This is a genomic window from Telluria sp. PB2R4 (assembly GCF_059685695.1).
Genome location: NZ_JCASIC010000013.1, coordinates 74,648 through 95,228, shown reverse-complemented (window position 1 = coordinate 95,228; position 20,581 = coordinate 74,648). Strand labels below are relative to the sequence as shown.

General features: G+C 63.0%; 22 protein-coding genes and 1 tRNA gene. All 23 read right to left on the bottom strand.

The window, feature by feature from the left end:
- Window positions 1-20: 20 nt before the first annotated feature.
- The gene (ispF, locus tag AC56LU_RS19705) at window positions 21-539 is read right to left on the bottom strand and encodes a 2-C-methyl-D-erythritol 2,4-cyclodiphosphate synthase (RefSeq protein WP_497177309.1); all 519 of its coding nucleotides are present in this window, start codon (window positions 537-539) and stop codon (window positions 21-23) included.
- A 23-nt stretch (window positions 540-562) separates the two neighbouring features.
- The gene (gene ispD / locus AC56LU_RS19700) at window positions 563-1,303 is read right to left on the bottom strand and encodes a 2-C-methyl-D-erythritol 4-phosphate cytidylyltransferase (RefSeq protein WP_497177308.1); all 741 of its coding nucleotides are present in this window, start codon (window positions 1,301-1,303) and stop codon (window positions 563-565) included.
- Window positions 1,300-1,995 carry a hypothetical protein gene (locus tag AC56LU_RS19695; protein WP_497177307.1) on the bottom strand — a complete coding sequence of 232 codons (696 nt, stop codon included), beginning with the start codon at window positions 1,993-1,995 and terminating at the stop codon, window positions 1,300-1,302. Before AC56LU_RS19695 ends, ispD begins: the two co-directional genes overlap by 4 nt.
- Before the next feature lie 3 nt (window positions 1,996-1,998).
- Complete coding sequence (locus AC56LU_RS19690) at window positions 1,999-2,556, bottom strand: NUDIX domain-containing protein (RefSeq protein WP_497177306.1); 558 nt, start codon at window positions 2,554-2,556, stop codon at window positions 1,999-2,001.
- 153 nt (window positions 2,557-2,709) lie between these two features.
- Entirely contained in the window at window positions 2,710-3,051 is a 342-nt protein-coding gene (locus AC56LU_RS19685) for a DUF2818 family protein (RefSeq protein WP_497177305.1), read from the bottom strand.
- 12 nt (window positions 3,052-3,063) lie between these two features.
- Window positions 3,064-4,578: an NADH-quinone oxidoreductase subunit NuoN gene (nuoN, locus tag AC56LU_RS19680; protein ID WP_497177304.1), complete on the bottom strand. Its 1,515-nt coding sequence runs from the start codon at window positions 4,576-4,578 to the stop codon at window positions 3,064-3,066.
- A gap of 5 nt (window positions 4,579-4,583) precedes the next feature.
- Window positions 4,584-6,083 carry an NADH-quinone oxidoreductase subunit M gene (locus AC56LU_RS19675; RefSeq protein WP_497177303.1) on the bottom strand — a complete coding sequence of 500 codons (1,500 nt, stop codon included), beginning with the start codon at window positions 6,081-6,083 and terminating at the stop codon, window positions 4,584-4,586.
- Between the two features lie 36 nt (window positions 6,084-6,119).
- Window positions 6,120-8,183, bottom strand: coding sequence for an NADH-quinone oxidoreductase subunit L (gene nuoL, locus AC56LU_RS19670; protein ID WP_497177302.1), 2,064 nt, complete (start codon window positions 8,181-8,183; stop codon window positions 6,120-6,122).
- Window positions 8,184-8,222: 39 nt separating this feature from the next.
- Window positions 8,223-8,531 carry an NADH-quinone oxidoreductase subunit NuoK gene (gene nuoK / locus AC56LU_RS19665; RefSeq protein WP_497177301.1) on the bottom strand — a complete coding sequence of 103 codons (309 nt, stop codon included), beginning with the start codon at window positions 8,529-8,531 and terminating at the stop codon, window positions 8,223-8,225.
- Window positions 8,528-9,193, bottom strand: a complete 666-nt coding sequence (locus AC56LU_RS19660) for an NADH-quinone oxidoreductase subunit J (protein WP_497177300.1) — start codon at window positions 9,191-9,193, stop codon at window positions 8,528-8,530. The genes nuoK and AC56LU_RS19660 overlap by 4 nt, the downstream gene beginning before the upstream one ends.
- Before the next feature lie 18 nt (window positions 9,194-9,211).
- On the bottom strand, window positions 9,212-9,700 hold the full coding sequence (nuoI, locus tag AC56LU_RS19655) for an NADH-quinone oxidoreductase subunit NuoI (RefSeq protein ID WP_497177299.1): 489 nt from the start codon (window positions 9,698-9,700) through the stop codon (window positions 9,212-9,214).
- Window positions 9,701-9,715: 15 nt separating this feature from the next.
- The gene (nuoH, locus tag AC56LU_RS19650) at window positions 9,716-10,807 is read right to left on the bottom strand and encodes an NADH-quinone oxidoreductase subunit NuoH (RefSeq protein ID WP_497177298.1); all 1,092 of its coding nucleotides are present in this window, start codon (window positions 10,805-10,807) and stop codon (window positions 9,716-9,718) included.
- Window positions 10,807-13,137: an NADH-quinone oxidoreductase subunit NuoG gene (nuoG, locus tag AC56LU_RS19645; protein ID WP_497177297.1), complete on the bottom strand. Its 2,331-nt coding sequence runs from the start codon at window positions 13,135-13,137 to the stop codon at window positions 10,807-10,809. Before nuoG ends, nuoH begins: the two co-directional genes overlap by 1 nt.
- Window positions 13,138-13,158: 21 nt before the next feature.
- A complete protein-coding gene (nuoF, locus tag AC56LU_RS19640; RefSeq protein ID WP_497177296.1) occupies window positions 13,159-14,454 on the bottom strand; it encodes an NADH-quinone oxidoreductase subunit NuoF in 1,296 nt (431 codons plus the stop codon).
- Window positions 14,451-14,927, bottom strand: coding sequence for an NADH-quinone oxidoreductase subunit NuoE (nuoE, locus tag AC56LU_RS19635; protein WP_497177295.1), 477 nt, complete (start codon window positions 14,925-14,927; stop codon window positions 14,451-14,453). Before nuoE ends, nuoF begins: the two co-directional genes overlap by 4 nt.
- Before the next feature lie 29 nt (window positions 14,928-14,956).
- Entirely contained in the window at window positions 14,957-16,210 is a 1,254-nt protein-coding gene (locus AC56LU_RS19630; protein ID WP_497177294.1) for an NADH-quinone oxidoreductase subunit D, read from the bottom strand.
- Window positions 16,210-16,806: an NADH-quinone oxidoreductase subunit C gene (locus AC56LU_RS19625; RefSeq protein ID WP_497177293.1), complete on the bottom strand. Its 597-nt coding sequence runs from the start codon at window positions 16,804-16,806 to the stop codon at window positions 16,210-16,212. Before AC56LU_RS19625 ends, AC56LU_RS19630 begins: the two co-directional genes overlap by 1 nt.
- A gap of 15 nt (window positions 16,807-16,821) precedes the next feature.
- A complete protein-coding gene (locus AC56LU_RS19620) occupies window positions 16,822-17,298 on the bottom strand; it encodes a NuoB/complex I 20 kDa subunit family protein (protein WP_020654624.1) in 477 nt (158 codons plus the stop codon).
- A 3-nt stretch (window positions 17,299-17,301) separates the two neighbouring features.
- Entirely contained in the window at window positions 17,302-17,661 is a 360-nt protein-coding gene (locus tag AC56LU_RS19615) for an NADH-quinone oxidoreductase subunit A (RefSeq protein ID WP_497177292.1), read from the bottom strand.
- Between the two features lie 166 nt (window positions 17,662-17,827).
- Window positions 17,828-17,912, bottom strand: a tRNA-Leu gene (locus AC56LU_RS19610).
- A 235-nt stretch (window positions 17,913-18,147) separates the two neighbouring features.
- Complete coding sequence (gene secG / locus AC56LU_RS19605) at window positions 18,148-18,654, bottom strand: preprotein translocase subunit SecG (protein WP_497177291.1); 507 nt, start codon at window positions 18,652-18,654, stop codon at window positions 18,148-18,150.
- Window positions 18,655-18,730: 76 nt separating this feature from the next.
- A complete protein-coding gene (gene tpiA / locus AC56LU_RS19600) occupies window positions 18,731-19,480 on the bottom strand; it encodes a triose-phosphate isomerase (protein ID WP_497177290.1) in 750 nt (249 codons plus the stop codon).
- Between the two features lie 96 nt (window positions 19,481-19,576).
- Window positions 19,577-20,557, bottom strand: coding sequence for an NAD(P)H-quinone oxidoreductase (locus AC56LU_RS19595; RefSeq protein ID WP_497177289.1), 981 nt, complete (start codon window positions 20,555-20,557; stop codon window positions 19,577-19,579).
- Window positions 20,558-20,581 lie beyond the last annotated feature (24 nt).

Here is a 20,581-nt window from a genome sequence, read left to right as displayed (position 1 = left end):
CATGTCAGAGGGTCATCGGATTAGCCCGGTTCCGCCGCACGGATCAGCATTGCCACCGCTTCCGCCGCCATGCCCTCTTCGCGCCCGAGGAAGCCGAGCTTCTCGTTGGTCTTGGCCTTGATGTTGACCTGCTGCGGCGACACCCCCAGGTCTTCCGCAATGCGCGAGACCATTTGCGGGATGTGCGGGGCCATCTTGGGCTGCTGGGCGATGATGGTGGCGTCGATATTGCCGATGGTGTAGCCGGTCGCCACCACGCGGTGCGCCACCTCCCGCAGCAGGGTGCGCGAATCGGCGCCCGCGAACATCGGGTCGGTGTCCGGGAAGTGCTTGCCGATGTCGCCCAGGGCAGCCGCGCCCAGCAGCGAATCGATGATCGCATGCAGCAGGACGTCGGCGTCCGAGTGGCCGAGCAGGCCGAGCCGGTGCGGGATGGTCACGCCGCCGACGATGAGCTTGCGCCCTTCGACCAGCGCGTGGCAGTCATAGCCGGTTCCGATGCGGAACGGCGGAGTGGGATTCCAGGATGCTTGTGTCATGGTTATTCAGTTCGCTTTTTCACTCATTCGGTTCGGAAGGCTGCCAGGTAGATCTCGGCAATCCGGATGTCGGCCGGCAGCGTGACTTTCAGGTTGCGTGGATGCCCTTCCACTAATTTGGGGGCCAGTCCCAGCGCTTCAACCGCGCTGGCGTCGTCGGTAATCGCGGACGGATCCGTTGCTGCATCGAGTGCGCGGCACAACAAGTGGTAGCGGAACATCTGGGGCGTCTGCGCCAGCCACAGCCCGTCGCGCGACACGGTGGAGGCCACCGTGGAGCCGACCGCTGCGGGCTCGCCGGCGATGCCGCGCTTGACGGTGTCGACCACCGGCAGCGCCAGCAGGCCGCCGGCCGGATGCTCTCCCGTTTCGACGATCAGCCGCTCGATCAGTTCCGCATCCAGTCCCGGACGGGCCGCGTCGTGCACCAGGATCCAGTCGTCGCCCGACACTGCGTCGTGCAGCGTGCGCAGGCCATTGCGGATCGATTCCATGCGGGTGGCGCCGCCGCAACGCAGCACGGTGACCCGTTCCAGCGGCAGCAGCGCGTCGATGAAGGGGTCGTCGGCGCTGACCACCACATAGGTATGCGCAATGTGCGGGCTCGAGCGGAAGGCATCGATGGTGTGGTGCAGCATCGGCTTGCCGCCGATGGGCAGGTATTGCTTGGGGCTGGCGGCCGCCATGCGGGCGCCGATGCCGGCCGCCGGGATCAGCGCGACGTAGTTGGCCGAAGTGCGTGGTACTGCTGAATCTGTCGTCATGTCTTGCTTGGTCGTCCAGGGCGAATCAGCGACTGTACCTCACCTCCGCAAACCTTGCCGAGGCGGGCATATTCCTGCGGCGAGTCGATGGCGGCCTGCAAGGCCTCGACTTTCGCCATCTCGCTTTTAATATAGGGCATCCAGCCGCGATCGATTTCGCGCTGGAGCAGGCTTTGTGCTTGTCCGGCGCGCGCGTACAGGGGCTGGGTGCCGAAACGGCGTTCGAAGGCGAGGCGCACGCGTGCCTCGGCTTTCGGGAGGTAGTCTAGGTAGGCGTTCAGGTGGCGCATTTCGTGCGCCAGCAATTCTTCGTAGGCGCAGGAGCCGGGCCGGAATTCACGGCTGATGTAGACCACGATCGGCGGATAGTAGAGCCGGATCTCGATGTGCGGCACGATGCATTCGTAGCCGCCGGCTGCATCGCTCAGCAGGCGCCCGCCGACGTTGATGCTGACGCGCGACTCGGTGCGGGTCAATCCCAGCACGACCTGGCCCGGGCGCGCCCGTCCCTTCATGACCGTCAGCGAACGGTAGCCGACCGTGTTATCGATGCGGAAACCGTTCTGGGTGCCGGTCAGCACCGAGAGCGTTTTACCGATGCTGTCCTCGCAGCGCGCCTGGAAATCGGAGCGCGGGGCCGCCACTGCCGCCAGCGCCCAGACCCACAGAAGCAGCGCCAGCAAGGGTTTCATGCGTCAAACGGGATTCCAGGCGCCGGACAGGATTTTTTCGAGCCAGAAGGTCCCGATGATGGTCTTCACGTCGGTAATGTCTCCGCGCCGGACCATCTCGAGCAGCTCGGGCACGGTAGCGGTGAAGGTCTCGAGGAACTCGCCTTCGTCGAGCTTCGGTTCTCCGGCAGTCAGGTCTTCGGCCAGGAACAGTTCCAGGTGCTCGTCGGAATAGGCGATGGCGTTGTGGATGGTGCAGACGAAGCGCCACTTGGCGGCCGTGTAGCCGGTCTCTTCCTGAAGCTCGCGCTTGGCGCAGTCCAGGTGGTCTTCGCCCGGATCGATTTTACCGGCGGGGAACTCGATGAAGACTTGCGAATTGGGATATCGGAACTGGCGTTCGAGCAGCACCCGGCCGTCGGGCAGCAGCGGCAGGATCACGACCGCGCCGGGATGGCGGATGAATTCGCGTTGGGAGGTGGAACCGTCGGGCAGTCGGATCTTGTCGCGCTCGACTTTGAGGAAATGGCCGTCATAGACCACGCCGCCTTCGATGCGGGTTTCTTTCAGTTCAACCGTCATGCACGCTCCATGTTGGGGTTGTAGGGTGGGCAGGTTTCCTGCCCACGCGTTCAGCCAGCTCGTGAATTGACGTCGCGTCTGTTCGTGCTCGGTTTGAACGCGTGGGGTAATCCAGGCCAGTGGCGTGGATTACGAGCCGCCCACCCTGCGAATTCAAGGACGTTGTCTGCGCAGGTAACGGAACACGAAACCGGGGAACGCCAGGACGAGGAACAGGCAGCCGGTGATCGCATAGAACTCCCAGCCCTGCGCGAACACGCCGCCGATCCGGGATTCCAGGGTGCGAGCCAGGAAGCCGACGACAAAGTATAAAACAATTAACTCCAGCAGGCGCAGCGGGAGGGACTTCGTGCGCGAGGCTGGAGATGCTGCGCCGTCACCGGCGGTATTGGCCTTGAGCGGAACAAGGCCGAACACGCGCTCGGTGAGGAAAGGCAGGTTGGCGGCCGCGAGGGAGATCGCGACCACCAGCCAGGCAGCCAGGGAGGAATCCACTGAGGTCTCTGCTTACTTGAGGAGGGTTGCCTGCATGGCGCTGTAGCACACCGCCAGCAGCCAGCCCGGGATGATGCCCAGCACGACCACGGCCGCGCCGTTGAGCGACATCACCACGCGCATGTCGGCCGGGGTGTGGATGACAGCGGTGTCCGCGGCCTCGTCGAACCAGATGGTCTTGACGATGCGCAGGTAGTAGAAGGCGCCCACCAGCGAGAACAGCACGGCGACCACGGCCAGCCACACCATGCCGGCGTTGGCGACCGCCTGCAGCACGGCCCACTTGGCCATGAAGCCGACCATCGGCGGCACGCCTGCCAGCGAGAACATCAGGATGGTCATGACGATCGCGAACCACGGCGCACGCTTGCCCAGGCCCTTGAAGTCGGCGATGGTTTCCGCCTCGTGGCCGGCGCGCGCCAGCATCATGATCAGGCCGAAGCTGCCGACCGTGGTCAGGACGTAGGTGATGGTGTAGTACATCGCGGCGCTGTACGACGCGGCGGCATCGCTGCTGTCGCCATTGACCACGCCGGTCATCATGGCCAGCACCACGAAGCCCATCTGGGCGATGGTCGAGTAGGCCAGCATGCGCTTGATGTTGGTCTGGGCGATCGCGGTGATGTTACCCACTGCCAGCGACAGCACGGCCAGCACCATCAGCATCTGCTGCCAGTCGAAGGCCATGGCCGGGAGGCCTTCGACCAGGATGCGGATCACCATGGCGAAGGTCGCCAGCTTCGGTGCGCCGCCCAGCAGCAGGGTGACCGAGGTCGGTGCGCCCTGCACCACGTCCGGTACCCACATGTGGAACGGGACCACGCCCAGCTTGAAGGCCAGGCCGGCCACGACGAACACCAGGCCGAACACCAGGATGGTCTCGTTGGCGCCGGCGGCGCTGCTGACCTGGTTGATGGTGGTGATATCGAGCGAACCGGTGGCGCCGTAGATCATCGACATGCCGTACAGCAGGAAGCCCGAGGACAGCGCGCCCAGGATGAAGTACTTCATCGCGGCTTCGGTCGACACTGCGTGGTCGCGGCGCAGGGCCACCAGCGCGTACAGCGACAGCGACATCAGTTCCACGCCCAGGTAGATCGACAGCAGGCTGTTACCCGAGATCATGATCATCTGGCCGAGCATCGAGAACAGCGCGAGCACATAGAACTCGCCGCCCAGGTTACCGGACATCATGGCGCGGTCTTCGGTGTACTGGCGCGAATACACCAGGGTCATGGCGGTGGCGATATAGGTCACCAGCTTGAGCAGGTTGGACATCGGGTCCGCCACGTACATGCCGCTGAAGGTGTACACGGTGGCGCCGGCGTTCATGTCGGCGAAGGTGAGCACGCCGCAGCCGGCGATGGTCAGCAGGCTCAGCGCGTAAGTCAGGTTGCGCTTGCCTTCCTTCAGGAACATGTCGATCAGCAGGATCGCGGAAGCCGCGATCAGCAGGAAGATTTCGGCATAGACCGGCGCCAGGTTGGTGTCGGCCGCTGCTAACAATGTGGAGTTCATTTCGTTCATGGCTTTTATTGAGGCAATTTGCCGGCTGCGACGTGCTGCAGCAGGTCGGTGACCGACACCTGCAGCGTCTCGGCGATCGGCGCCGGGTACAGGCCCATCCACAGGGTGGCGATGGCGAGCACGCCCAGGATGGCGAACTCACGGCCGTTCAGGTCGGTCAGTTCGGCGACGTTCTGGTTGCCGATCGGGCCGAACACGACGCGCTTGACCATCCACAGCGAGTAGGCCGCGCCCAGGATCAGGGCGGTGCCCGAGGCCACGCCGGTCCAGAAGTTGAATTCGACCGCGCCCAGGATCACCATGAATTCGCCGATGAAGCCCGAGGTCGCGGGCAGGCCGGCGTTGGCCATCGAGAACAGCACGACGAAGGCGGCGAACTTCGGCATCGTGTTGACGACACCACCGTAGTCGGCGATTTCACGCGAGTGAACGCGATCGTACAGCACGCCGATGCACAGGAACATCGCGCCCGACACGAAGCCGTGCGAGATCGACTGCATCAGGCCGCCCTGCACGCCCAGGTCGTTGAACATGAAGAAGCCCAGGGTGACGAAGCCCATGTGCGCGATCGACGAGTAGGCGACCAGTTTCTTCATGTCCTTCTGGACCAGGGCCACCAGGCCGATGTAGATCACGGCGATCAGCGACAGGGCGATGACGACCGGCGCCAGGTATTGCGAGGCGTCCGGGGTGATCGGCAGCGAGAAACGCAGGAAGCCGTAGGCGCCCAGTTTCAGCATGATCGCGGCCAGCACCACCGAACCGCCCGTCGGCGCTTCCACGTGGGCGTCCGGCAGCCAGGTGTGCACAGGCCACATCGGGACCTTCACGGCGAAGGCCATGAAGAAGGCGACGAAGATCAGGATCTGCTCGTTCATCGTGAGCGGCAGGCGGTGCCATTCGAGGATGTCGAACGAACCCGACAGGTTGTACAGGTAGATGATCGCGACCAGGGTCAGCAGCGAGCCGAAGAACGTGTACAGGAAGAACTTGAATGCCGCGTACACGCGGTTCGGGCCGCCGAACACGCCGATGATGATGTACATCGGGATCAGGGTGGCTTCGAAGAAGAAGTAGAACAGCAGGCCGTCGAGCGAAGCGAACACGCCGATCATCAGGCCCGACAGGATCAGGAAGGAACCCATGTACTGGCCCACGCGCTCTTCGATCACCTGCCATGCCGCCAGCACCACGATGATCGTGATGAAGGCGGTCAGCGGAATGAACCACAGCGACATGCCGTCGACGCCGAGCTTGTAGAACACATTGAAGCGTTCGATCCACGAGACCGATTCATAGAACTGCATGCCGTGGGCGGCATTGTCGAAGTTCATGATCAGCGGCAGGGTCGGCAGCATGCTGACGACGGCGCCCACCAGGGACAGCAGGCGCACGAAGCCGGCGTTCTTGTCGCGCCCGACGGCCAGCACGATCAGGCCGAACAGGATCGGGAGCCAGATCGACAGGCTCAGGTAAGGAGGAAATGTAGAAATTGACTGCATCATTTTTCGCTTTTCGCTTTTTCTCTTTTCTGAACCCGATCAAGCGCGCCAGAACGGGAAGAACCACAGCAGGGTTGCCAGCACGCCGACGATCATCACGAATGCGTAGTGATAGATGTAACCCGTCTGGAAGGTACGGGTAACCGTCGAGAACCAGCCGATCAGCTTGGCCGAACCGTTGACCAGCAGGCCGTCGATCAGGCCGCGGTCGCCGACTTTCCACAGGCCGCCACCGATGGCGCGTGCGCCGCCGGCGAACACGACATCGTTGAACTTGTCCATGTAGTACTTGTTGTCCAGCAGGGTGTGCAGGAACTTGAACTTGGCATAGAACCAGGCCGGGACGCGCGGATTGATCATGTAGCAGTAGTAGGCCAGCGCCACGCCTGCCAGTGCCAGCCAGAACGGTGCGGTCTGCAGGCCGTGGATCGCCATCGCCATCGGGCCGTGGAAGGCTTCGCTCAGGCTGGCCATGGCTGGGTGGTTCGGGTTGACCGTGATGACGCCATTGAAGAAGTCGCCATGGACCATCGGGCCCAGCGCCAGGTAACCGATGATGACCGACGGGATCGCCAGCAGGATCAGCGGCAGGGTCACGACCAGCGGCGACTCGTGCGGCTTGTCGCCCGGCTGCAGGCCGTGGTGATGGTGGTCATCGCCATGTTCGTCTTCTTCGTGGTGCGCATCCGAATCGTGGCCTTCGCTATGCGGCTGCGGGTTGTTCCAGCGCGATTCGCCATGGAACACCAGGAAGTACATGCGGAACGAGTAGAAGGCGGTCACGAAGACACCTGCCAGCACCGCGAAGTTGGCGAAGCCCGCGCCCGGGATGTTGGTCGCGTGCACCGCTTCGATGATCGAATCCTTCGAGTAGAAGCCCGAGAAGAACGGGGTACCGATCAGGGCCAGCGAGCCCAGCAGCGAAGTGATCCAGGTGATCGGCATGTACTTGCGCAGGCCGCCCATGTTGCGCATGTCCTGGTCGTGGTGCATGCCGATGATGACCGAACCCGCGCCGAGGAACAGCAGCGCCTTGAAGAAAGCGTGGGTCATCAGGTGGAACACGGCCACCGAGTAGGCCGAGGCGCCCAGCGCCACGGTCATGTAGCCCAGCTGCGACAGCGTCGAGTAGGCGACGACGCGCTTGATGTCGTTCTGGATGATGCCCAGGAAGCCCATGAACAGCGCGGTGATCGAACCGATGACGATCATGAAGCTCAGCGCGCCGTCCGACAGTTCGAACAGCGGCGACATGCGCGACACCATGAAGATGCCGGCGGTAACCATGGTGGCGGCGTGGATCAGTGCCGAGATCGGGGTCGGACCTTCCATCGAGTCCGGCAGCCAGACGTGCAGCGGGAACTGCGCCGACTTGCCCATCGCGCCGATGAACAGGCAGATGCAGGCGGCGGTCAGCAGCGGCCAGCCGATGCCCGGCACGGTCATGCCGGCCAGGGTGTCGGCTTGCGCGAACACCTCGGTGTACTGCATCGAGCCCGATGCGGCCAGCAGCAGGCCGATACCCAGGATGAAGCCGAAGTCGCCCACGCGGTTGACCAGGAAGGCCTTCATGTTGGCGAAGATCGCGGTCGGACGGGTGTACCAGAAGCCGATCAGCAGATAGGAGACCAGGCCCACCGCTTCCCAGCCGAAGAACAGCTGCAGGAAGTTGTTGGACATGACCAGCATCAGCATCGCGAAGGTGAACAGCGAGATGTACGAGAAGAAGCGGTTGTAGCCTTCGTCCTCGGCCATGTAGCCGATCGTGTAGATGTGCACCATGAGCGACACGGAGGTCACCACGCACATCATGATCGCCGACAGCGTGTCGATCTGGAAGCCGACGGCCAGCTTGAGCGTGCCGACGGTCATCCAGGTGTAGAGGTCTTCATTGAAGACCGGTGCGCCACCCAGCACTGCCATCAGGGTCTGGACCGAGATGATCAGTGCGATCAGGACGCCGAGGATGGTCGCCGTATGCGATACCTTGCGGCCGACCACGTTGCCGAAGAACTTGGTACCCAGCAGGCCGGCAATCGCCGAGCCTGCGAGCGGCGCCAGTGGCACCGCCAGTAACATTGAGGAAGAGAGTTGCCCCGCCATGTTGAACCTTAATCGTTATTGTTTAGTCAACCGAGACCGTCAGCCCTTGAGGCTGTCGAGGTCTTCCACATTGATCGTGTCCAGGTTACGGAACAGGACCACCAGGATCGCCAGGCCGATTGCCGATTCGGCGGCCGCGACGGTCAGAATGAAGAACACGAAGATCTGCCCCGCCGCGTCGCCCAGGTAATGGGAAAACGCGATGAAGTTCAGGTTCACTGCCAGCAGCATCAGTTCCACCGCCATCAGCAGGATGATGATGTTCTTCCGGTTCATGAAGATACCGATCACCGAGATCGCGAACAGGATCGCGCCCAGGATCAGGTAGTGTGCGAGCGACAAAGTCATGGTGCCTCCTTCGTTGCGGCTGCCGCTGCTGCTGCTTCGCGTTCTGCGGCGGCTGCATCGATCGCGCGCTGGTTGACCGCGTCCATCTTGACGATGCGCAGGCGGTCGTTACGCTTGACGCGGACGGCGAGGCCCGGGTCGATTGCTTTGGTGTCCTTGCGCTTGCGCAGGGTCAGGGCGACTGCGGCGATGATCGCCACCAGCAGGATCACGGCCGCGATCTCGAAGCCGTAGATGTACTTGGTGTAGATCAGGAGCCCCAGCTCCTTGGTGCCGCCGATGTTCAGGGCGGCTGCCTCGGCCGACAGGTCGGTCTGGCTGTACGAGCGGTACAGGACGGCGGCCATCTCGAGCACGATCAGGGCGCCGATACTGGCGGCCAGCGGCAGGTAGCCCCAGAAGCCTTCGCGCATGCGGTCGACACTAATGTCGAGCATCATGACGACGAACAGGAACAGCACCATCACGGCGCCGACATAGACGAGCACCAGCACGATGGCCAGGAACTCGGCCTTCAGCAGCAGCCAGATGCCGGCCGCGTTGAAGAAGGCCAGCACCAGGAACAGTGCGGCATGCACCGAGTTCTTGGTAGTGATGACGAACAGACTCGCCACCACCATGACGAGCGCGAACGCGTAGAACAGGAAAGTTGTGAATTCCATGACTTTGACAGCCTTTTCTTATCGGTACTTCGCGTCCGCTTCGCGGGCGGCGGCGATGTCGTTTTCGTAGCGGTCGCCGACGGCCAGCAGCATCTCTTTGGTGTAGTAGAGATCGCCGCGCTTCTCGCCGTGGTATTCGAGCACGTGGGTCTCGACGATCGAGTCGACCGGGCAGGATTCTTCGCAGAAGCCGCAGAAGATGCACTTGGTCAGGTCGATGTCGTAGCGCGTGGTGCGGCGGGTGCCGTCCTCGCGCTGCGCCGATTCGATCGTGATCGCCATGGCCGGGCAGACTGCCTCGCACAGCTTGCAGGCGATGCAGCGCTCTTCCCCGTTGGGGTAGCGACGCAGGGCGTGCAGGCCGCGGAAGCGGTTCGACATCGGCGTCTTCTCTTCCGGGTACTGGACCGTGATCTTGCGCGACAGCGCGTACTTGCCGGTCAGGGCCAGGCCCTTGAAGAGTTCGGTCAGCATGAGGCTGCCGACAATTTCTTTAATCCGATTCATTTTGTGTTTGCTTCCTTACTTCAGAGCAGGCCAGATGTTCAGGGGCGAGTGCATCCAGAGTGCGACCACGACCAGCCAGATCAGGGTCAGCGGGATGAACACTTTCCAGCCCAGGCGCATGATCTGGTCATAGCGGTAACGCGGGAAGGTGCCGCGGACCCAGATCATCAGCGAGACCATGATGAACATCTTCAGGAACAGCCAGAAGAAGCCGCCGATCGCGCCGAATTCCAGGAAGCCGAACGGAGCCGACCAGCCGCCCAGGAACAGGATCGATGCCAGGGTGGCGATCAGGATCATGTTGGCGTATTCGGCCAGCATGAACATCGCATACGACATGCCCGAGTACTCGACCATGTGGCCGGCGACGATCTCCGACTCGCCTTCCACCACGTCGAACGGGTGGCGATTGCACTCGGCCAGGCCGGACACGAAGTAGATCACGAACAGCGGCAGCAGCGGCAGCCAGTTCCACGACAGGAAGTTCAGGCCCATGTCGGCCATGGTGCCCAGTTGCTGGCTCAGGACGATGTCCGACATGTTCAGGCTGCCGGTCACCATCAGCACCACGACCAGCACGAAGCCGATCGGGATCTCGTACGAGATCATCTGGGCCGATGCGCGCATCGCACCCATGAACGAGTACTTCGAGTTCGAGGCCCAGCCGGCGATGATGATGCCGTAGACTTCCATCGAGGTGATCGCCATCAGGAACAGCAGGCCGGCGTTGACGTTGGCCAGTGCGGCCTGCGGACCGAAGGGAACCACCGCCCAGGCGGCGAGTGCCGGCATGATGGTCATGATCGGGCCGATCACGAACAGGCTGCGATTGGCCTTGGCCGGAATGACGATTTCCTTGAGCAGCAGCTTGACCGCATCGGCGATCGGCTGCAGCAGGCCGCCCGGACCCACGCGGTTCGGGCCGACGCGGATCTGGATCCAGCCGATCAGCTTGCGCTCCCACAGGGTCAGGTAAGCGACCAGGCCCATCAGCGGCAGCAGCACGACCATGATCTTGATCACGGTCCAGATCAGTGGCCAGGCCGGTGCGATCGGGCTGGCAGCGCCCATTTCATAAAAACTATCGATAAAACCGGGCGTTGCCATTACTTGCCCTCCCCTGCTTTTTCAACGTTGATCGAACCGAACATCGCGCCCAGGGTGGCGACGGCCGGGTGGCCGGCAGCGACACGGACTGCATTCGACGGCAGGCGTGCATCCACGCCGGCGACCAGCACGGCGCTGCCATTGCCCTGCGAAACGCGGACGGAATCGCCGGCATTGACGCCGAGCTGTTCGGCCACAGCCTTCGACAGGGTCACCAGCGGCGCATTCGCGTCGGCGGTGCGCTGCAGCGGCTCGGAACGGCGCGCGATGGCGTCGGTGAAGTAGATCGGCACGTCGGCGACGCGCTCGAGCTGGCCGGCCGGGGCGTATTGGCCCACGCTCAAGCCCAGGCGCGCGACGTTGTTCAGCTTGGCCGACAGGTCGGTATTGCCCTTGCCGATGGCTTCGTCGCGGATCGATTCCGAGGTCTCGTAGTCGAAGCCCGACAGGCCCAGCAGGTTGCCCAGCACGCGCAGCACTTTCCAGGCCGGACGGGTTTCGCCCAGCGGTTTCACCGTACCGTTGAAGCTCTGTGCACGGCCTTCGCAGTTGACGAAAGTGCCGGCGGTCTCGCTGAACGGCGAGATCGGCAGCAGCACGTCGGCGAAGTCCATGCCGTGCTTGAAGGCCGACATGGCGACGACCATCTCGGCGCTGTCCAGCGCGGCACGGGCCTGCTGCGGGTTGGCTGCATCCAGTTCCGGTTCCGCGTTCAGCAGCACGTAGGCCTTCTTCGGCGATGCGAACACAGCCTCGCCCTTGCCGGTCGCGCCGACGATGTGGCCGCCGACGGTGTTGGCGGCGTCGACCAGGTAGCCGAAGGAGCAGCCGGTCTGCTCGGCGATCCATTGCGCGGCGGCGTGGATCTTCGAGGCTTGCGGGTGATACGAAGCAGCGTTACCCAGCAGGACGGCGCCCAGGGTCTCCTGACCCACCAGGGTCGCGGCGATGCCTTTGGCGGCCTCCCCTGCCTGGACGTTCTCGAAGCCCGACGGTGCGTTGACGCCTTTTGCGCCGGCGACGGCGGACACGACTTCCGACAGCGCGGCCAGCCAGTCGCTTGGCGCGGCGATCAGCTTGTTTGCGATCGGCATCAACAGGTCGTCGTCGCTCGCGCCCAGCAGCGACAGCTTGGCGCCGCCCTTGGTGGCGGTGCGCAGGCGGGTCGTGACCAGCGGATGGTCCTTGCGCAGGTTGGAACCGATGACGAAGGCGCGCTTGATCTGCGAGAAGTTCGCGATCGGCATGCCCAGCCATGGGGTGACCTGGCCGTCCAGGGCGAAATCGCTCTGGCGCAGGCGGAACTCGATGTTATCCGAGCCAATGCCGCGGGTCATCTTGTTGAGCAGGTAGAGTTCTTCCAGCGTCGAGTGGGGCGTGGCGACGGCGGCGATGCTGTCGGCGCCATGCTCGTGGCGGATGTTACGCAGGCCGTGGGCCACGTATTCGAGCGCGGTCTGCCAGTCGGTTTCCTGCCACACGCCGCCCTGCTTGATCATCGGGTTGACCAGGCGGTCGGCATTGTCCAGCGCCTCGTACGAGAAGCGGTCCTTGTCCGACAGCCAGCATTCGTTGATGGCTTCGTTTTCCAGCGGCAGCACGCGCATGACCTTGCCGCCCTTGACCTGGACGATCAGGTTCGAACCGAGCGAGTCGTGCGGCGCGATCGACTTGCGGCGCTGCAGTTCCCACGGACGTGCCGAATAACGGAACGGCTTGCTGGTGAGCGCGCCGACCGGGCACAGGTCGATCATGTTGCCCGACACTTCCGAATCGACGGTCTTGCCCACGAAGGTGGTGATCTCCGAGTGCTCGCCGCGGCCGACCATGCCGAATTCCATCACGCCGGCCACTTCCTGGCCGAAACGCACGCAGCGGGTGCACTGGATGCAGCGCGTCATCTCTTCCATCGAGATCAGCGGGCCGGCCTCTTTCGGGGCCACCACGCGCTTTTCTTCGTCGTAGCGCGAGTTGCTCTTGCCGTAGCCGACGGCCAGATCCTGCAGCTGGCATTCGCCGCCCTGGTCGCAGATCGGGCAATCCAGCGGGTGGTTAATCAAGAGGAATTCCATCACCGACTTCTGCGCCTGCACCGCCTTGTCGCTGTGGGTGCGCACGATCATGCCCGGCGATACCGGGGTGGCGCAGGCCGGCAGGGGCTTGGGCGCCTTCTCGACTTCGACCAGGCACATGCGGCAGTTGGCGGCGATCGACAATTTCTTGTGATAGCAGAAGTGCGGGATGTAGGTCCCGAGTTTGTTTGCGGCGTCCATCACCATGGAACCTGGTGCGACTTCGACTTTTTTGCCGTCTAATTCAATTTCAACCATTTGATCGTTACCTGACCTGGTTTAAAGGTATGCGGGCACGAGGCAGTGCTTGTGCTCGATGTGATATTCGAATTCCTCGCGGAAGTTCTTGATCATGGCTTCAACGGGCATCGCAGCGGCGTCACCCAGGGCGCAAATCGTGCGGCCCTTGATGTTGAAGGCGATGTTGTTCAGCAGGTCCATGTCTTCCGGACGGCCCTTGCCGTGTTCGATGCGGTGGACCATGCGATACATCCAGCCGGTGCCTTCACGGCACGGGGTGCACTGGCCGCAGGATTCTTCGTAGTAGAAGTAGGACAGGCGCAGCAGCGACTTGACCATGCAGCGGGTCTCGTCCATGACGATCACGGCGCCCGAACCCAGCATCGAGCCGGCCTTGGCGATCGAGTCGTAGTCGAGGTCGGTATCCATCATGACCTCGCCGCGGATCACCGGCGCCGACGAACCGCCCGGGATCACTGCCTTGATCTTCTTGCCGCCGCGCATGCCGCCGGCCAGCTCCATCAGCTTGGCGAACGGGGTGCCCAGCGGGACTTCGTAGTTGCCCGGACGCTCGACGTCGCCCGAGATCGAGAAGATCTTGGTGCCGCCGTTGTTCGGCTTGCCGAGCGCCATGTAGTTCTCCGGTCCCATATTCAGCAGGAAGGGAACGGCCGCGAAGGTCTCGGTGTTGTTGATCGTGGTCGGCTTGCCGTACAGGCCGAACGAGGCCGGGAACGGCGGCTTGAAGCGCGGCTGGCCCTTCTTGCCCTCGAGCGACTCGAGCAGCGCGGTTTCTTCGCCGCAGATGTAGGCGCCGTAGCCGTGGTGCGCATGCAGCTGGAAGCTGAACTGCGAACCCATGATGTTATCGCCCAGGAAGCCGGCGGCGCGCGCCTCTTCCAGCGCTTCTTCGAAGCGCAGGTATTCCTGGAAGATCTCGCCGTGGATGTAGTTGTAGCCCACGGTGATGCCCATCGCGAAGGCGCCGATGGCCATGCCTTCGATCAGCGCGTGCGGGTTGTAGCGAATGATGTCGCGGTCCTTGAACGTGCCCGGCTCGCCTTCGTCGGTGTTGCAGACGAGGTATTTCTGGCCAGGGAACTGGCGCGGCATGAAGCTCCACTTCAGGCCGGTCGGGAAACCGGCGCCGCCGCGGCCGCGCAGGCCCGATGCCTTCAGGTCGGCAATGACCTGCTCCTGGGTGACGCCGCCTTCGAGGATACGGCGCAGGGCCGAGTAGCCGCCGCGCTTGACGTAGTCTTCGAGGTGCCAGTTTTCGCCGTTCAGATCCTTCAGGATCAGCGGATTGATGTGACGGTCGTGCAGGCTGGTCATTTGTTCAGTTCCTCAAGCAGGGCGTCGATCTTGTCGTCGCTCATGAACGAGCACATGCGGTGGTTATTCACCAGCATCACCGGTGCGTCGCCGCAGGCGCCCATGCATTCGCCTTCCATCAGCGTGAACTTGCCGTCCGCGGTGGTCTCGCGGTAGTCGATGCCGAGGGCATCCTTGATGCGCTGGGCCGCGCGTTCGCCGCCCGACAATGCGCATGGCAGGTTGGTGCAGACCGTGATCTTGGCCTGGCCGACCGGCTTCAGGTTGTACATGTTGTAGAAGGTCGCCACTTCCTGCACGGCGATGGCCGGCATGCGGATGTAGTCGGCGATTTCCTGCATGGTTTCCGGCGACAGCCAGCCCAGTTCGACCTGGGCGTGGGCCAGCGAGGCCATCACGGCCGACTGGCGTTGATCGGCTGGGTACTTGGCCAGCTCGCGATCGATTTTTTTATAGCATTCCTGCGATAACATATTCTTTGACCTCTTAACGGACGTTAGCGTCACCTATCGATACTGCCGAACACGATGTCCTGGGTGCCGATGATGGCGACGGCGTCAGCGATCATGTGACCGCGCGACATTTCGTCGAGGCTCTGCAGGTGGACGTAGTCCGGGGTGCGGATCTTCAGGCGGTAGGGCTTGTTGGCGCCGTCCGACACGATGTAGATGCCGAACTCGCCCTTCGGATGCTCGATCGCCGCATAGGCCTCGCCTTCCGGCACGTGGAAGCCTTCGGTGAACAGCTTGAAGTGGTGGATCAGCGATTCCATGTTGGACTTCATGTCCATGCGGTTCGGCGGCACGATCTTGTGGTTGTCGATCATGACCGGGCCCTGGTTCACGCGCAGCCAGGCGATGCATTGCTTGATGATGCGGTTCGACTGGCGCATTTCTTCGATACGCACCAGGTAGCGGTCGTACGAGTCGCCGTTGGTGCCGACCGGGATGTCGAAGTCGAGGTCTGCATAGGCCGCGTACGGCTGGGTCTTGCGCAGGTCCCATGCGATGCCCGAACCGCGCAGCATCGGGCCGGTGAAGCCCATCGCCTTCGCGTCTTCCGGCGACACCACGCCGATGCCGACCGTACGCTGCTTCCAGATACGGTTATCGGTCAGCAGGGTTTCGTATTCGTCGACATAGCCGTCGAAGCGCTTGGTGAAGGCGTCGATGAAGTCGAGCACCGAACCCTGGCGGTCTTCGTTCAGGGCGTCGATCGCCTTCTTCGAGCGGATCGGCGATTCGCGGTGCTGCGGCATGCGGTCCGGCAGGTCGCGGTAGACGCCGCCCGGACGGTAATAGGCCGCGTGCATGCGCGCGCCGGACACGGCTTCGTACACGTCGAACAGGTCTTCGCGGTCACGGAAGGCGTACAGGAAGGGGCCCATGGCGCCGATGTCGAGCGCGTGCGCACCCAGCCACATCAGGTGGTTCAGGATGCGGGTGATCTCGTCGAACATGGTGCGGATGTACTGCGCGCGGATCGGGGCTTCAACGCCCAGAAGCTTTTCCACCGCCAGCACGTAGCCGTGCTCGTTGCACATCATCGACACGTAGTCGAGGCGGTCCATGTACGGCACCGACTGCAGGTAGGTGCGGGTCTCGGCCAGCTTCTCGGTGCCGCGGTGCAGCAGGCCGATGTGCGGGTCGGCGCGCTGGATCACTTCGCCGTCCAGCTCCAGCACGAGGCGCAGCACGCCGTGCGCTGCCGGGTGCTGCGGACCAAAGTTCAGGGTGTAATTCTTAAGCTCAGCCATTATTTCGATGTCCCGTAGGTTTCTTCGCGGATCACGCGCGGGATGTTCTCGCGCGGCTCGATCGTCACCGGCTGGTAGATCACGCGTTTCTGTTCAGGGTCGTAGCGCATTTCGACATAGCCCGTGATCGGGAAGTCCTTGCGGAACGGGTGGCCGATGAAGCCATAGTCGGTCAGGATGCGGCGCAGGTCGCCGTGGCCGTCGAACAGGATGCCGAACAGGTCGAAGGCTTCGCGCTCGAACCAGTTGGCGGCGCGCCAGATCGGCGTGATCGATTCGACCAGCGGCATGTCGTCGTCCGTGCAGAACACGCGCACACGCACGCGCCAGTTGTGCTCCAGCGACAGCAGGTGCACGACCACCGCGAAGCGCGGGCCTTCCCAGGTGCCTTCACCGTATTGAGAATAGTCGACGCCGCACAGGTCGATCATTTGTTCGAATGCGAGGGTCGGGGTGTCGCGCAGCGCCTGCATCGAGCGGATGTAGTCGGCGGCCTTGACCACCACAGTCACTTCGCCCAGCGCCGAACTGATTGCGGCGCCCTCGCCCAGTGCATTTTTCAGGGCGAGTTCAAGGGTTTCGAGTTTCGTCGTCATGGTGTTTCGCTGTTCTTAGCGCGCGATGGTGTTGGTGCGCTTGATCTTGTTTTGCAGCTGCATGATGCCGTACAGCAGGGCTTCCGCGGTCGGCGGGCAGCCCGGCACGTAGACGTCGACAGGGACGATGCGGTCGCAACCGCGCACCACCGAATACGAGTAGTGGTAGTAACCGCCGCCGTTGGCGCAGGAACCCATCGAGATCACCCAGCGCGGCTCGGCCATCTGGTCGTACACCTTGCGCAGGGCGGGCGCCATCTTGTTGCACAGCGTACCGGCGACGATCATCACGTCGGACTGGCGCGGCGACGGGCGGAACACAATGCCAAAACGGTCGAGATCGTAGCGGGCTGCGCCCACATGCATCATCTCGACCGCGCAGCATGCCAGACCGAACGTCATCGGGAACATCGACCCGGTGCGCGCCCAGTTGATCAGCTTATCGGCTGTGGTGGTAATGAAACCTTCGTTTAATACGCCTTCAATTGCCATGGCTTATTCCCAATCAAGGGCACCTTTCTTCCAGATGTACCAGAAGCCCACGACGAATTCGGCAATGAACACCATCATCGTGATGAAACCGGTCCAGCCCAGTTCGCGCATCGAGACGCCCCATGGGAAGAAGAATGCCGTTTCCAGATCAAACAAAATAAACAGGATCGCCACCAGGTAGTAGCGAACGTCGAACTTCATGCGCGCGTCTTCGAAGGCTTCGAAGCCGCATTCATACGGGGACAGCTTGGCGGCGTCGGGACGGTGCGGACCGAGCAGGCGGCCGAGCACCTGCGGGGCGACGCCGACGCCAATACCGACCAGGATAAAGAGAAGTACGGGGAGATAATTTTCGAGGTTCACGATGAAGCCTGTATTGAACGATCGGTTAATGAAACACTGCAGGGATGCAGCGCCGACTCACTCGAACCTGGCTGAGGACCTTCCACCAGGCCGCACGAATCGTAAAAAAGCCAGCGCAGGCATGAGAGCGTTTGCTCGTTGCGCCCTTGCTGGCTTCTTTGTATCTTGGTGCCGACGGCGAGACTCGAACTCGCACAGCTTGCGCCACTACCCCCTCAAGATAGCGTGTCTACCAATTTCACCACGTCGGCTGGAGACCAGTATTTTACCCTGCTTTAGCACTACTTTTCAATGCACAAATTGCGCTATCACAAGGAAATTACGCAATTACTCAACATTTCTTTTGAGGCCAGCCAATCTTTACAGCAGGGCTGGCAGCAGTGCATGGGCTATCGCCCTTTACTACAATGCGACGCACCCAAGGCGAGCCGCATTCTACTCCTAATCCGGAACGGGCGTGCGGCCCGCACCGGGATACAACGGGAATTACTTGGCCGGAGCAGGCGCCGGAGTCGCCGGCGTAGCGGCTGCCGGTGCGGCTGGTGCGGCCGCGGCTGGCGCCGGCGCTGCTTCGCCCGGCACAGCCGGAATGGCCACGCCCGGGGTCTGCGGGATGTCGTTGGCCGGCACCACGGTGCTTGGGCCGGCATTCGGGCCGGCGCCCGGAACATCGCTTGGAATACCGGTGGCCGGCGCCTGCGACGACGGCACGGTGACGCGCCCCATCACGCCGGCATCGGTGTCGGCAGCAGTGCTGCCGTTGCTGTGCCAGGCCAGCGCCAGGGTGGAAGCAAAGAACACGGCAGCCGCGACAGCGGTCGATTTCGACAGGAAGTTCGACGAGCCGGAGGCGCCGAACAGGCTGCCCGAAGCGCCCGAACCGAAGGCCGCGCCCATGTCGGCGCCTTTGCCGTGCTGGACCAGCACCAGGCCGATGATGGCCAGGGCCGAAATGACCTGCACAACAATAATCAGATTGAACACGGTGTTCATTGCAATTCCATTTCCAAGTTAACGACGTCGAATGACTACTTTTTTACTAAAACTGTGACTTCTGAAACTGAAACACTCAATTTACTGAGCGAATGATGGCGAGGAAGTCCGCCGCTTTCAGCGCCGCGCCGCCGATCAGGCCGCCGTCGATGTCCGGCTGCGCCATCAGGTCCGCCGCATTATCCGGCTTCATGCTGCCGCCGTACAGCACCAGCGTGTTTTCCGCCGCTGCGGCGTTGCATGCGCGCAGCTTTTCGCGCAGGGCGGCGTGCACTTCCTGGGCCATTTCCGGGGTTGCGGTCTTGCCGGTGCCGATCGCCCACACCGGCTCGTAGGCCAGCACGATCTTGTCCACCGCCTCGGGGCCGACCGCTTCCAGCACGGCATCCAACTGGGCATTGACGATGTCCATGGTCTGGCCCGCTTCGCGCTGTGCCAGGGTTTCACCAATGCAGACGATCGGGGTCAGGCCGGCTTCGAGCGCCGCCCGGGTCTTTTTCGCCACCAGCGCGTCCGTCTCGCCGTGATAGGCGCGGCGTTCGGAGTGGCCGACGATCACGTAGCGGCTGCCGAAATCTTGCAGCATCGACATGCACACTTCCCCGGTATAAGCACCGACCGGATGGCAGGACACGTCCTGCGCACCCCAGGCGACCGGGGAACCCTTCAGGATTTCTTCGCACTGGAACAGGTAAGGCGCCGGCACGCAGACCGCAACGGCGGCCTTGGCATTGCCCAGACCTTCCAGGATGCCGGTCAGGAGCGTGGCGTTGGCCGCGCGGCTGCCGTTCATCTTCCAGTTACCTACGACGAGCTTGGGACGCATAGAACCCCATCATTAAATTAACCCGCTATTCTAGCGGTCGAACATGTGGTGGTCAAACAATGGCTGAGCCACCACTTCCCTTTTTGATTCAATCTCTTACAGCACTTCCAGGATAATCTTGCCGATATGGGTGCTCGATTCCATCAGCGCATGCGCCTCGGCCGCCCGGGCCAGCGGGAAACTGCGGTAGATGACCGGCCTGAGTTTGCCCTGCTCGAACAGCGGCCAGACGCGCTCGCGCAAGCTGCGCGCGATCGCAGCCTTGAAGGCGACCGGGCGTGGACGCAGGGTCGAGCCGCTGATCGACAGGCGGCGGCGCAGCACCTGGCCCAGGTCGATCTCGGCCTTCGCGCCGCCGAGCAGCGCGATCAGGGCGATGCGGCCGTCGTCGGCCAGGCAGTCGATCTCGCGCGGAATGTAGTTGCCGGCCACCATGTCCAGGATCACGTCGACGCCCTTCCCGCCCGTCAGTTCCTTGACCACGGCGGCGAAGTCTTCGCTGCGGTAATTGATGCCGCGCTCGGCGCCAAGCTCCTCGCAGGCGCGGCATTTCTCATCCGAGCCGGCGGTGGCGAACACGCGGTGGCCCAGCGCGGCTGCCAGCTGGATGGCGGTGACGCCGATGCCGGAGGTGCCGCCCTGCACCAGCAGCGATTCGCCTGGCGCCAATTGCGCGCGGTCGAACACATTTGACCAGACGGTAAAAAACGTCTCGGGCAGCGACGCCGCTTCCAGCGCGCTCAAGCCCGGCGGGACCGGCAGGCACTGTTCGGCAGGCGCGGTGCAGTACTCGGCATAGCCGCCGCCCTGCACCAGTGCGCAGACCATGTCGCCCTTGGCGAAGCCGGCCGCGGCGTAGTCGCCATCGACGATTTCTCCCGCCACTTCCAGGCCCGGCAGCTCGGACGCGCCCGGCGGCACCGGGTACTTGCCGAGGCGCTGCAGCACATCCGGGCGGTTGATGCCGGCCGCGTGCACTTTGATCAACACTTCGCCAGCCCTGGGCACCGGGATCGGGCGTTCGCACAATTGCAGGACTTCCGGCTTGCCGGGCTGCGTGATTTCGATGGCGCGCATGGGAACTCCCGTGTTAAAAAAACC